A 12585-nucleotide genomic window follows, 5' to 3' on the forward strand; every position below is an offset into this window, starting at 1 on the left:
TCGAGAACCCTTTCGCAATCGTCAGGTGCGGTCAAGCCCGGCTTTCGGCGTGAAACATTCACCTCGGGCCGAGTCGCGCTTGGCTTTGCTTCGCCAAGCTGGAATCGATGCGCCAATTCTATTTTCCGGAGAAGATCAACATGGCCATCAGCGGCAAGGACATCCTCAAGCGCATCGACGACGAAGAGATCGAATGGGTCGACCTTCGCTTCACCGATCCGAAGGGCAAGTGGCAGCATCTCGCGATGGTTGCCTCGGCGCTCGATGAAGACCAGCTCGACGACGGCTTCATGTTCGATGGCAGCTCGATCGCGGGGTGGAAGGCGATCAACGAGAGCGACATGATCCTCAAGCCCGACCTCGACGCGGCTTATGTCGATCCGTTCAGCGCCACGCCGATGATGATCCTGTTCTGTAATATCGTCGAGCCGTCCTCGGGCGAGCTTTACGGCCGCGATCCGCGTTCGACCGCGACCCGCGCGGAAGCCTATCTCAAGAATACCGGGATCGGCGACACGGTCTACGTCGGTCCCGAAGCCGAATTCTTCATGTTCGACGACGTCCGTTTTGAAGACAGCTATGCCGGCTCGGGCTACGAATTGGACGATATCGAGCTGCCCAACAATTCGGGTCGCACCTACGACCAGGGCAATATGGGGCATCGCCCGCGAGAAAAGGGCGGCTATTTCCCTGTCGCTCCCGTCGACAGCGCGCAGGACATTCGCGGCGAGATGGTCGCGACCATGATCGAAATGGGCCTGCCGTGCGACAAGCATCACCACGAAGTGGCGCCGGCACAGCACGAGCTCGGCCTGACCTATGGCGAACTCGTCCAGACGGCAGACCGCATGCAGGTCTACAAATATGTCGTCCACATGGTCGCGCAGGCCTACGGCAAGACCGCGACCTTCATGCCCAAGCCGATCGCCAAGGATAACGGTTCGGGCATGCACACCCATTTCTCGATCTGGAAGGATGGCAAGCCGCTCTTCGCAGGCAATGGCTATGCCGGCCTGTCGGAAACCGCGCTCTACTTCATCGGCGGCGTCATCAAGCATGCCCGCGCGCTGAATGCCTTCACCAACCCGACGACCAACAGCTACAAACGTCTGGTTCCGGGCTTCGAGGCGCCGGTGCTACTGGCTTATTCGAGCCGCAACCGCTCGGCCTCCTGCCGCATCCCTTACGGGACGGGCGACAAGTCCAAGCGCGTCGAATTCCGCTTCCCCGATGCGATGGCCAACCCCTATCTCGCTTACTCGGCGCTGCTGATGGCGGGTCTCGACGGGATCGAGAACCGCATTCACCCGGGCGATGCGATGGACAAGAACCTCTACGATCTGCCGCCGCAGGAACTGGTCGATGTCCCGACCGTCTGCGGCTCGCTGCGCGAAGCGCTGATCGCGCTCGACCAGGACCGCGCCTTCCTGACCAAGGGCGACGTTTTCTCGGACGACCAGATCGACGCCTATATGGAACTCAAGTGGGAAGAAGTGATGCGTTGGGAAACCACGCCTTCCCCGGTCGAATTCGACATGTATTACAGCGCCTGACGAGAGGGTCCCACCCCGCGGGCGCACTTGCGTGTAATCCAGTCGATAGGGGGGCGGTGTCTCAGCGGGAGACGCCGCCCTTCGTTTTTTTGACTCTTTCTTAAGGAGTTGGGGGCGAAAGTTGCGGCCATGTACGCACCGGCTCGCAACCATCCCGCGCTCCGCTTCGCCGCGCTTTGTCACGGCGGCCCAGACTGCGCGCCCGTGAAGATGGTCGCCGAGCGTATGCCGCGCTTCCTCAAGCGCGACCCGCGCGACCGCCGCGTCGCCGACAGCCCCTGGGGCTAATAATCCTTTGAAATGCGCGCGTTGGCGCCGACCCGGCCAAGCGAGCTGACCGTGGCCAAGATCGAGAGCCAGCGCGTGACGCGATATTCGAGCTGCGTCGCCGTATAGTCGTCGCCGTCGGTGATCACCTCGACATAGAGACGCCGGGTAATGTTCTTGCCTGCGGCGATGCTGGTCCCCTGCCCCGTCGCGACATCCGCCGGGAGGATGCGTAGCCGGTCGAGCCCGACGGCGTTGCGCAGCGCATTGATCGGGTCGAGCCCCCCGCCGCCGCCCTGAAGCGAGGCGACCGCCGCGGCCAGCTGCACCGCTTCGGCCGCCGACAAATTGGTGATCGAGGTGCCGAACAGGATGCGCGACAGCAATTCGTCTTCGGGCAGCGCGGGCACGCTGGTGAAGCGGATGCGCGGGTTCGCGCCCGTTCCCTCGACGTTGACCGTCGCCGACAGGCCCGACACGTCGGCGTCCGCCTCGATATCGAGCAGCGGATCGGGCGGGCTCTCGCTGCGGAAGCGTATGAGGCCGTTCTGCAGCCGGAAATTACGCCCTGCAAAGTCATAATCGCCGCGAATGAGCCGCGCCTCGCCGCGCATGCGCGGATCGTCAAGCGTCCCGCCAATGGCAAGGTCGGTGCTCCATTCGCTCTCGATCCCGAGACCGCGCACCGCGAGTGGGCCACCGGTCACGTCGACGTCGAGCCGCCACGGCACCAGCTGCTGGCGCGTGATGAGCTGGCCGGGCGGCGTACCGCGTTCGACAACATCGAGCCTCGGCACTGCCGCGACGGTTCCTGCCGTTCCCAACCGGAAACGCCCGTCGACCAGGTCGACGTCGCCCGAAATCGTCCCGCCATTGCCGTCGGAGCGGATGCGCAGCGGGCCGGTGACGGTCGCGGCGATATCGTCGCGGTCGAGCAACTTGGCACGGTCGGCCTGGAAATCCATTTCGATCCCGATTGCGCCACCTGCAAAGTCGAGCGCGCCCGACCCGCTGACCGATCCGCCGCCCGGCGTGGTGCCGGCAATACCGCTTAAGGTAAGGCGCGATCCGGAGAAGCGCCCGTCGCCGCGCAGATTTTCGACCACCGTGCCCGAGACAGGGCTTTCGATCCGCGCACCCTCGGTCGACAGCCGTCCGGCAATGCGCGGGACGAGCAGCGAACCGCGGACATCGACGCCCGCTTCGAGCGGGCCGGTGAGGTCGAACAGTTCGAAGCCCGACAGACGCCATAACGCGTCTGCAGGGCCGTCATAACGAAGCTGCGCGAGGAGCGGCGAAGCCATCAACTGGCCGGGGAGCCCGCCGCGCCCATTGAGCCGGATACGCGCCTGCGCCCTGCCCACCGTCTCACCGTCGAGTGCGGCGACCGCGCGGAAGCCCGCAATACCTTTGTCGAGCCGACCGCGCAGCGCAACATCGATCGGCTGCGATGCCGTCAGCAGTCCGGACCGGGTCAGGCCCCTGACCTTTAGATCGACCTCGCCACTCGGCTGCGCGCCGAGGTCGAGATCGATGCTCCCGTCGGCTGTGCCACCCAGTTCGATCTCGGCATCGACAAGGTCGAAAATTCGCAGCGGCATGCGCTTCAGCTCGGCCGCGAAACGGGGGACCGGTCCAAGTTGTCCGGATACCGTCGCGCTCCCGCGACCGTAAGTCAGGCTGGTCGCCTGGAGACGCCAGTTGCCGTCCGCATCGGCGACGAGGATGGCGGGCGACGTCAGCTCGAGCGCATCGCCCTCAAGGTTGCCCTCGGCGCCGATGGTAATGCGATCGGGCGCGAGCGTGCCCGACAAGACGAGATCGAAGTCGGCCCCGCGCTGGCCTTCCATCTGCGCATCGAAACTCCCGCGCCCGTTGGCATAACGTACCGACGCGTCGAGCCTCGTCACGTCGAGCCCGCCAATGTCGGCGCGGCGGGTCGCGATCCGGCCCTGCGCCTGGAGACCGCCGTCACCGCCGAGCAGGATCACGGCGTCGACATCCCCGTCGGCGAATTGCATCGGCGGTGGGCCAGGGAAATTGGCGTCATCGAGCGTCAATTCGAGGGCAATTCGCTGCTGGCCATCGCCGACCGGCGCAATCGCGATCGTCCCGCCAATCTCGCCCCCCGCCAGCCGCAGCGTGCCGTCCAGCCCGCCCTCGACGATATTCAGCCGTCCGCTGCCCTCGCTCCCCGCGAGGCGGAGCGAGGCGATATCGACGGCGCCCTGCCGGCCTTCGGGCAAGAGGATCGCGCCTTCGCTTGCGAAGGGACCGAAGCGCGATTGGCCCTCCGCCTCATAGAGAAAGCCGTTTTCGTCGGGCGTCAGGTCGAGCGTGACGTCGCGCAGGCCTAGCGCCTCGTTGGGCGCGGCCAATTGCAGCAAAATCGTCGGCCGCGTGAGCTCCCCGTCGAGCGTCAAGATCACGGGCCCATAATCGTCATGCGTGCCTTCCGCCTCGAACGCGAATGTCCCGTCGGCGCGCCGTCGACCGCTGCCCGACAGCGAAAGCTTGGGCGCCTCGATCGACAAATTGTCGAAGCGCAGTTCGCCCCCCGGACCCTGCGCGATGCGCGTCTCGATCACCGGATTACCGCCAGCGATTCCCGCAAGGAATTCATTGTCGAACCGCGTGACCTCCGCCCGCGCTCGGCCGCGGAAACCGCGTTCGTCGAGGTCGAGATCGGCGGTCACGTCGACCCGGCCCAGTCCGGGAATTTCATATCCCGGCAGCCGCCCGTCGAGCGCGACCGCGGTGGCTCCCGTGGCCAGGTCGACCAGCACGTCGAGTGTCCCGGACAGGCGGCGGGTGCGATACTGCAAGTCGTCGCCCCGCAGCTGCGAATCGGACCACATGAGAATGCCGCGCACCTCGAGATTCTGGAGGATCTTCTCGACCTGCGGCCCCGCGCCTGTCACCCGCCGTGCCGAGAAGGTCAGCGGAATGCGCCGCGGCAGCCGCGACCAGTTGCCCTGCCCGTCGGCCTGCGCGTCGATCAGCGTCGTCCCGTCGACCGAGAGGCGCGGCGCGGTGGCCCGATAAGCGAAGCGTACCGTGTCGAAGGCCCCGTCGAGCGTGAGAGACAGCCGCACCGGCGCGCCGCTTGCCTGCGCGATCAGCGCGGAGGGTCGCTTGAGCTCGGCACCGATGGCGAGATCGACGAACCGCTCGGCGGCAAGGTCGACCGCTCCATCGGCGACCAGCGACAGCGCGTTCCCCGAAAGGCGGACATTACCCGAATAGAGCTGCCCGCCCTGCGCCACGTCCGCCTCGATCCGGGAATCGCCGGCCAGCAGGGTTGCCGCGGTGCCGGACAGGAAGGGCGCCGCGCGCACCGTGCCTTCGATCCCGTAGCGCCCGTCGGCCGCGCGCAGGTCCAGGTCGGCGACTGTCTCGTCGCCGAGCGTCATGTTCGCGGCTCCGGCCCAGTCGGACCAGCTTCCCTTGCCCTCGATCCGCGCCGTCACGGCTTCGTCGACGCCGAGCAGCGTCGGGATCAGCCCGTCACCCGGTGCCTCGGCGACCAGCGAAAGATCGAGCCGGTCGGCGTCGGGCGCCGCATCGAGCCCCAGCCGTACGCTATCGCCACCGTCGAGCGCGGCATCGAGACGCGCCAACGCGCGCCCCGCGCGGATTGTTAGCGCGCCCTCGACCGACCCACTGCGCGCCGTTCCAGTGACCTCTTTTTCGACGACCAGCCGGTCGATCGCGAGCCGCCCGATGTGGATGTCGAAGGCCGGCAGGATCGGCTTGTCTTCATTGGAAGGCGTGGTCCTGGGAAGTCGCAGCAGGGTCACCTGCGGCGACTCCAGCCGGTCGATATGCAGCTTGTCGTAGAGCCAGGCCGTCGGCGCCCAATCGACCTGGATTTCGGGCGATGTCAGGAACACGCCTTCGGGATCGTGTAGCTCGACATTGCGCAGCACCATCTCGTTATAGATCGACCCGTCGATCCGCCCGATCTTGGCGCGCAGGCCGCCGCCAAGGTCACGCTCCTCGATCCGGTCGATCAGGAAACGATGGCCGGGGCCCGTATCGATGAAGACGAGCGCGCCTGCGACGAGACCGAGAATGACGATCAGCGCGACGAGGATCTCGTTGCCGATCCGCCGCTTGAGGCTCTTGCGTTTGGGCAGCGCGGGGTCGCGTTCGGCCATCAGAAGGCCTGCCCCAGGCTGACGACCACCGCGATGCGACTGTCGCCCTCCTGCCGATTGATCGGCGTCCCGACGTCGAGCCGGATGGGCCCGAAGCTGGAATAATAACGCGCACCGACGCCGACCCCGAACTGCCAGTCGCGCGTGCCCGGCCACGGTCCCGACGACAGGCGCCCTGCATCGATAAACGGGACAATCCCGAATTGACGGTCCGCGCCGAAGCGATAGCGCGCCTCGAGCGAGAACTCGGTCAGCGAGCGTCCGCCGATCGGGTCGCCGACCACGTCTTTCGGGCCAAGCTGCTGATAGCCATAGCCACGTACCGAGCTGCCGCCGCCGGCATAGAAGCGCCGCGACGGGGCGATATTGTCCCGCACAGCGCCCCAGATCGTCGCGACCTTGGCGCGGCCGGCAATGACGAGATTTTCGTTGGCGGGCCAGTAGGCGCTACCCTCGACTTCGGCGCGGAGGTAGGTCTCGCGCGTGCCAGCCTCGATCTGGTCTCCCGCCAATGTGAACGTGTCGAGCTCGACGCTGAGCTCGGGCGAAAGGCGTCCGCCGAGCCGGAACCCGCTGGTCGGGTCGAGCAAGCTGTCGGTGCCGTCGTAGCGCAGCGCCCCGCCGATTGCGGCGATGAAAAAGGCGCGTTCGAAGGTAAAATCGACATCGGGCAAGCGGTCGCGCTCGTCCAGCGCAAGCATCTCGGCCTCGAGCGACCATACCCAAGGCTTCTGCCACAAGAAGTTGGTGACCCGTTCGACACCGGCGCCAAGGCCGACGAATTTCGACTGGTAGGCGTCGCGCTCGATATTGCCCGCGATCAGCTGCGCGGTCAGGATGCGGTCGCGCTGTTTCCAGTTGGACCGGCGGTACAGGACCCCCGCCCTTTGCTCCTGCGTCCCCACGACGCCCGTCAGCGTCAGCGCGCCTTCGGGATTGAAGAAGTTGCGATGCGTCCAGCTGGCTTCCGCGCGAAGGCCCTCGCCAGTCTGGAAACCCGCCGCCCCGGAGATGGTCCGCGGCGGCGCGGGCGAAAGGTTGATGTCGAGATCGACCACTCCATCCTCGACATTCTCGACAATCTCGATGTCGCCGATCAGGCCGGTCTGGATCAGGGCGCGACGCAGGTCGCCGACAAGCGTGCTGTCATAGGTGTCGCCCGGTTCGAAGCGGGCCAGCGTCGTGACGTGCTTGTCGGGAAATGGCGGCGCGCCGGACACCCGGATGGCCCCGAACTGCGCCTCGAGACCCGGATCGACGGGAAGCGTCAGGCTGGCCGATTGCGTGTCATGATCGATGACGATCTGCTGCTCGCCAATCTCGGCGAGCGCATAGCCGCGGCGCCCCATTGCGTCCTCGATGCGCGCGCGGGCGGCAATGACTTCCTCGGCGCGTACGGGGCCGCCTTCGCGAATGCCGAAGATGGCGCGCAGCGCGCTGGCCTCTTCGGCGCCGGTCGCCTCGATACCGGGCAGCGCCACCGTCTCGAACCGATAGACTGGCCCTGCCTCGACCTCTAGGGTGACCAGTATCCAGCCCTCGTGCGCGCGGGTGCGCGGCGTGACGGTGGCGGCGTAATAGCCCTCGGCGCGCATCAGTTCGGCGAGGATCAACGCATCGGCCTGCGCACGGCGGTCGACTTGCGAAACGGTTTCCGCTTCGCCGTCGCCTTGCTCGAGATTGGAGAGGCCGTCGAAGGCGCTGCGAATATCCCCATCGACCGCATCGGGAACGCCGGTTAGCGTGATGGTGTAGCGCGGCGTGCCGGGCTCTACCGGCGCAGGCGCGGCGTCAGGGTTGCCGTCGATCGCGATCGCGTCCGGCCGTTCGTCGCCGGGCGCTTCGGGCCAGGCGATGCCGAGGTCGGGCAATTCCTCAAGGTCGGATAGAGGATCGGTTTCCTGTGCGAGCGCGGCTGTAGGATCGAGCCATAGCGCGGCCCCGCACAGAAACCATGCGTGACGCATGGACAAAACGCCCGACCCGCGAACCATAAGGAGGCGAGCCTAGTCCGGCTTTGGACGGCGTGAAAGCTCTTTAGTGGATCGTGCCCGCGGCTTCGCGATCGCCCAACGCGACGATCAGCCGTTCGATCTGCCGCCAGTGGCAGTAGCGGATGACGTTGCCGTTGGCGCGGCTGGTTTCGGCACGCGCGGCCGCTTCATAGCCGGCATCCTCCCCGAAGATGGAGATGAGCTGGGTGGCGTCGTCGACCGCTTGGGGGCCGGAAATGAAGGGCGTGTCCATGACCCACCCTTTAACCCCGCGGCGATTGCATCATCGCCAACGGTCATGATCAACGCCGCGGTAACCATGAAAATTTCAGTCGAGCTTGCGCCCCGCCCAGAGCACGCGTCCCACGATGTCGAGATCGGCAGGCGAGCGGTCGGGCCAGTCGGGATAGGAAGGATTGTCCGGCCATGTCGTGATCGACGTCGTCATGCCGCAATCGCCGGTGATCGAAAAAGACGGGTCGGTCGTGATCGACCCCGAAGCTCTGACCATCCGCTCGGACGACTAGCCCTTGTCCGAGCGCAACCCCTTCAACGCGGCCGCGAGGGCATCGCTGGCATCGGGCACCAGCTCGGGACCACCGGGCGCCGGGGGGCGCGGCCCCTCGCCAGCCGCAAGATGCGCGTCGATGCGCGCCTTGATCTTGGCCGGGTCGCCGCGACCGCCGCGCTCGCCCCCGAACAGGGCGACGACGCGATTGTCGTCGCGCGGTAGCGGGTCGTCGAGCAGCAGCACGTCTTCGTCGACGTCATGCTCGGCCGCGGGCGCGGCAAGCGCGTCGAAAGCCGACGCAATCCGCTGCTGCGCGTCGGCGACCGCCGTTGGGGCGGGTTGATCGAGCAACAGCTCTTCGGGTTCCTGGAACTCGGGAAGCGGCAGCGGCTCGAGCGCGATCGGGCGCGTGCGGCCGCCAGACCCCACCCGCTTCATCAGCGCAAGAACACCGACAAAGCCGACACCGCCTGCGGCCACGGGCGCGAGGGGCGAGCCGACCAGCATGGCGCAGCACCAGCCGCTGGCTCCGCCGGCGATGGCCGAGGTGCCGTAATCAAGCAGTGATTCGAACCGTTTTTCCATGCCGTCATCCTAGGGCGGACTGGTTGACCAATCCTTAGCCGCAAAGCGCCCTGGCGATGGCGGCGTTGAAATCGGGCACATCCTCGGGCTGGCGCGAGGTGATGAGATTGCCGTCGACCACGACGCTACGATCGACTACCTCGCCGCCCGCATTGCGCAAATCGGTGCGGATCGAGGGCCAGCTGGTGACCGTCTTGCCGCGCACGATGTCGGCTTCGACCAGCAGCCACGGCCCGTGGCAGATCGCCGCGACCGGCTTGCCTGCCTCGTCGAAAGCGCGAATGAGCGCGACGGCGGTGTCATTGGTGCGCAGATGGTCGGGATTGATAACCCCACCGGGCAGCACGAGCGCGTCGTAATCGCCCGCGTCGACCTCTTCGATTTTCAGGTCGGGCTGGACCTTGATGGTCGGCTCGTCGGCCACGCGCGCCTGGATCGGCTGCAGGTCGGGTGCGGCGATCACGACCCTTGCGCCCGCCTTGGCAAGGTCGTCGCGCGGGCCGGTGAGCTCGACTTCCTCGAACCCGTCGCTCGCCATGATCAGCACGCTCTTGCCCGTCAAATCGTCCATGAAATCCTGTCTCCGTCTGATGATCGCTCGTGGAACCGAACGCCCTGCCAGCGCTTCATGATCCGTCATGCCCGCCGACTTGCGCCAATCGAACGATGAAGAACCCGGCTACTCACGCCGCCGGTTCGGCAAGGGGTTCGCCTTCTACGATGCGGGCGGACATAAGGTCGAGGACGAGGCGATCAAGAAGCGCCTGAACGCGCTTGCCGTGCCCCCCGCCTATCGCAACGTCTGGTATTGTCGCGACGAGAACGGGCATATCCAGGCGACCGGCTATGACGAGAAGGGCCGCAAGCAATATCGCTATCATGACGAATATCGGCTTCACGCCGAGGCCGACAAGTTCGCGCGCACGGCCGAGTTCGGCAAGGCGCTGCCCAAGATCCGCAAGCGCGTGGCCAAGGACCTGCGCAAGCGCAAGCTATCGCGCGAAACGGTCCTTGCTGCGGTGGTACGCCTGCTCGACACGGCGCATCTTAGAATCGGCAATCGCCGTTACGCGAAAGGGAATAAGAGCTTTGGCCTGACGACGCTTCGAGTGCGCCATGTCGAGCGGCTGAAAACGCGGCTGAAGGTCAACTTTCGCGGCAAGCACGGGGTCAAGCGCGACGTGACCATTACCGAACCCGCGCTGGTGCGCATCCTGTCGGAATGCCAGGACCTGCCGGGGCAGGAACTGTTCCAATATCTCGATGACAACGGAAAACGCCGGACGATCGATAGCGCCGACGTGAACGACTATTTGCGCGCGATCAGCGGCACCGACTTCACCGCGAAGAAATTCCGCACGTGGGGCGCCTCGAAGCTGGCGATGGAGGAGATCCTGGCGGCGAAGAAGGAGCGGCGGCCCTTGTCGGTTGCCAACCTGATCGAACCGGTCGCCGAGGCGCTCGGCAATACGCCCGCGGTCACGCGCTCCTCCTATATCCACCCCTTGCTGGTCGAAGCCGTGAAAGCCGAGCCACTCGACCCGCTCAAGGGCAAGAAGCCGGTCAAGCGCAAGCGCCGCGGGCTGAGCAAGGCGGAAACGCAGCTGCTTGCCTTCCTCGACGGCGACAAAAAGAGCATGCGTCGTCGCCTGCTCAACGTGCTTCGGGTCGACCGCGGTTGAACTTGCGCGCTTGTGCCCCCATTGAGGAGCGCATGACCGATGCCTTGACCCAAGTCGCGGAGACCGCCCTCTCCGAAGATGCCGCCATTGTCGAAGAAACCGCCGAGCGCTTCGAGCGCCCGATCGAACAGACGATCGAATGGCTGGCCGAGAATTGGCAGGGACTGTCGATCGGCGCGCTGGTCGCGCTGGGTATCGTCGGGTTGATGCTGATCGCGCGGACGATCGGTCGCCGGTATCAGGACCGCCATCCCGAGCGCACCAGCTTCAAGGACATTATCGCCAGCGTCTTCGCCAAGACGACCCTGATCTTCATGGTCGTCGCGGCAAGCAACATCGTCATTCACTACACCAAGGTGCCAGCAACGATCGACCGGCTGTTCGACATCGCCTTCATCGTCGTCGCGGCATTGCAGGGGGCGATCTGGGCGCGCGAACTGATCCTCGGCATCATCACCTCGAAGGTGGCCGAGGACGACGATCCGGAAAGCACGCTTGCCAACGCATTGTCGTTGATCCGCGTGCTGGTCAGCATCGCCGCCTTCGCGATCGCGATCCTGATCATCCTCGACAATCTGGGCGTCGATGTCGGCCCGCTCATCGCCGGTTTCGGGATCGGCGGCATCGCCATCGGTCTCGCCGCGCAGGGCATCTTCTCCGACCTGTTCGCCGCGCTCTCGATCGTGTTCGACAAGCCCTTCAAGAAGGGTGACACGATCACCTATGGCGGGGTCGGCGGCACGGTCGGCACGGTCGAGAAGGTCGGCATGAAGTCGACCCGCATCCGCTCGGTCACGGGCGAGCAGGTGGTGATCAACAATACCAAGCTGCTCGACCAGGAAGTGTCGAATATCAACGAGGCGTTCAAGCGCCGTCGCACCATCCCCTTCGGCGTGATCTACCAGACATCGCCCAAGAAGCTGAAGCAGATGCGCGCGCTGTGCGAGGAGGCGCTGTCGGGCTTTGACGAAATCGAGATCGTGCGCTGTGTGTGCACCGGCTTCGGCGACAGCTCGATCAATTTCGAGCTGGTTTACGAGCATGAAAGCACCGACTTCAACGAAATCGTGGGGACGCAGTCGCTGATCCATATCACGATGCTCGAAATCTTCTCGCGCGAAGGAATCGAGTTCGCCTACCCGACGCAGACGACGTTCACGTCGGCGCCCGATGGCACGATGATCATGCCCTACCCCGCAGCGCTGTCGGGAGCGCTCGCCGAAATCGACCAGCGTGACGATCCGCCGGCTGCGCGCAAACCGGCGGCCAAGGTGCGTCAGGCCAAATCTAGTCCCGACACTGATTGCGAATAAGTTTCGCTTCGCAACGGGCCTTGCGTTTACGTAAACGTCAACCTATGTAGAGCCCCATGCCTGTCGCCACCCTCGAAGAGATCCAAGCCGCGCTCGGCACCGAGATCGGTATTTCGGGCTGGATCGAGGTCGGCCAGGAGCGCATCGACGCCTTCGCCGAGGCGACCGAGGACCGGCAGTTCATCCACACCGATCCCGCAGCCGCCGCGCAGACGCCCTTCGGCGGCACCATCGCGCACGGCTTCCTGTCGCTCAGCCTGTTAAGCCGGATGGGCGCCGACGTCATGCTGGTGCCCGAAACTACCAAAATGGCCGTCAATTACGGCCTCGACCGCGTCCGCTTCCTCGCGCCCGTACGCGCCGGGAAACGAGTTCGCGGCCGCTTCGTTCTAAAGGACATGAAGGACAAGGCACCCGGCCAGATCCTCATGACCTTCGGCGTCACCGTCGAAATCGAGGGCGAAGACAAACCCGCATTGCTGGCCGACTGGCTCGGCCTGATCATCACCTAAGAAGGAAT

The 12585-nt window shown here is 65.5% G+C and carries 10 protein-coding genes; 5 read left to right on the forward strand and 5 right to left on the reverse strand.

The features are described 5' to 3' along the window. Positions 1 to 140 precede the first annotated feature (140 nt). Complete coding sequence (gene glnA / locus KTQ36_RS08930) at positions 141 to 1553, forward strand: type I glutamate--ammonia ligase (RefSeq protein ID WP_218633899.1); 1413 nt, start codon at positions 141 to 143, stop codon at positions 1551 to 1553. A 129-nt stretch (positions 1554 to 1682) separates the two neighbouring features. Next, positions 1683 to 1841: a hypothetical protein gene (locus KTQ36_RS08935; RefSeq protein WP_218633321.1), complete on the forward strand. Its 159-nt coding sequence runs from the start codon at positions 1683 to 1685 to the stop codon at positions 1839 to 1841. Here KTQ36_RS08935 and KTQ36_RS08940 read toward each other — a convergent pair. The 5 genes from KTQ36_RS08940 to KTQ36_RS08960 form a co-directional block, all read right to left on the reverse strand. Beyond that, positions 1838 to 5980, reverse strand: coding sequence for a translocation/assembly module TamB domain-containing protein (locus KTQ36_RS08940; RefSeq protein ID WP_218633322.1), 4143 nt, complete (start codon positions 5978 to 5980; stop codon positions 1838 to 1840). The two genes, KTQ36_RS08935 and KTQ36_RS08940, sit on opposite strands and share 4 nt — an antisense overlap. Next, a complete protein-coding gene (locus KTQ36_RS08945) occupies positions 5980 to 7947 on the reverse strand; it encodes an autotransporter assembly complex protein TamA (RefSeq protein WP_218633323.1) in 1968 nt (655 codons plus the stop codon). Before KTQ36_RS08945 ends, KTQ36_RS08940 begins: the two co-directional genes overlap by 1 nt. A 70-nt stretch (positions 7948 to 8017) precedes the next feature. Continuing rightward, positions 8018 to 8227 carry a hypothetical protein gene (locus KTQ36_RS08950; RefSeq protein ID WP_218633324.1) on the reverse strand — a complete coding sequence of 70 codons (210 nt, stop codon included), beginning with the start codon at positions 8225 to 8227 and terminating at the stop codon, positions 8018 to 8020. A gap of 270 nt (positions 8228 to 8497) precedes the next feature. After that, positions 8498 to 9070, reverse strand: coding sequence for a hypothetical protein (locus KTQ36_RS08955; protein WP_218633325.1), 573 nt, complete (start codon positions 9068 to 9070; stop codon positions 8498 to 8500). 34 nt (positions 9071 to 9104) lie between these two features. Beyond that, positions 9105 to 9641 (reverse strand): type 1 glutamine amidotransferase domain-containing protein, encoded by a 537-nt coding sequence (locus tag KTQ36_RS08960; protein WP_218633326.1) that lies wholly within the window; start codon positions 9639 to 9641, stop codon positions 9105 to 9107. 67 nt (positions 9642 to 9708) lie between these two features. Between KTQ36_RS08960 and KTQ36_RS08965 the strand changes: the two genes are divergently transcribed. Genes KTQ36_RS08965 through KTQ36_RS08975 form a run of 3 tightly spaced genes read left to right on the forward strand, consistent with a single transcriptional unit; the run spans position 9709 to position 12577 of the window. Continuing rightward, positions 9709 to 10752, forward strand: coding sequence for a DNA topoisomerase IB (locus KTQ36_RS08965; RefSeq protein ID WP_218633327.1), 1044 nt, complete (start codon positions 9709 to 9711; stop codon positions 10750 to 10752). Between the two features lie 32 nt (positions 10753 to 10784). Next, entirely contained in the window at positions 10785 to 12065 is a 1281-nt protein-coding gene (locus KTQ36_RS08970) for a mechanosensitive ion channel domain-containing protein (protein WP_218633328.1), read from the forward strand. A 56-nt stretch (positions 12066 to 12121) separates the two neighbouring features. Then, positions 12122 to 12577 (forward strand): MaoC family dehydratase, encoded by a 456-nt coding sequence (locus KTQ36_RS08975; RefSeq protein WP_218633329.1) that lies wholly within the window; start codon positions 12122 to 12124, stop codon positions 12575 to 12577. The last annotated feature ends 8 nt before the right edge of the window (positions 12578 to 12585 follow it).

The sequence above is a fragment of the Sphingomicrobium clamense genome (assembly GCF_019264355.1).
GTDB lineage: Bacteria > Pseudomonadota > Alphaproteobacteria > Sphingomonadales > Sphingomonadaceae > Sphingomicrobium > Sphingomicrobium clamense.

Bases quoted from the DNA above. Each gene is read 5' to 3' on its own strand.
- glnA (WP_218633899.1), top strand. From the start codon at position 141: ATGGCCATCAGCGGCAAGGACATCCTCAAGCGCATCGACGACGAAGAG.
- KTQ36_RS08935 (WP_218633321.1), top strand. From the start codon at position 1,683: ATGTACGCACCGGCTCGCAACCATCCCGCGCTCCGCTTCGCCGCGCTT.
- KTQ36_RS08940 (WP_218633322.1), bottom strand. From the start codon at position 5,980: ATGGCCGAACGCGACCCCGCGCTGCCCAAACGCAAGAGCCTCAAGCGG.
- KTQ36_RS08945 (WP_218633323.1), bottom strand. From the start codon at position 7,947: ATGCGTCACGCATGGTTTCTGTGCGGGGCCGCGCTATGGCTCGATCCT.
- KTQ36_RS08950 (WP_218633324.1), bottom strand. From the start codon at position 8,227: ATGGACACGCCCTTCATTTCCGGCCCCCAAGCGGTCGACGACGCCACC.
- KTQ36_RS08955 (WP_218633325.1), bottom strand. From the start codon at position 9,070: ATGGAAAAACGGTTCGAATCACTGCTTGATTACGGCACCTCGGCCATC.
- KTQ36_RS08960 (WP_218633326.1), bottom strand. From the start codon at position 9,641: ATGGACGATTTGACGGGCAAGAGCGTGCTGATCATGGCGAGCGACGGG.
- KTQ36_RS08965 (WP_218633327.1), top strand. From the start codon at position 9,709: ATGCCCGCCGACTTGCGCCAATCGAACGATGAAGAACCCGGCTACTCA.
- KTQ36_RS08970 (WP_218633328.1), top strand. From the start codon at position 10,785: ATGACCGATGCCTTGACCCAAGTCGCGGAGACCGCCCTCTCCGAAGAT.
- KTQ36_RS08975 (WP_218633329.1), top strand. From the start codon at position 12,122: ATGCCTGTCGCCACCCTCGAAGAGATCCAAGCCGCGCTCGGCACCGAG.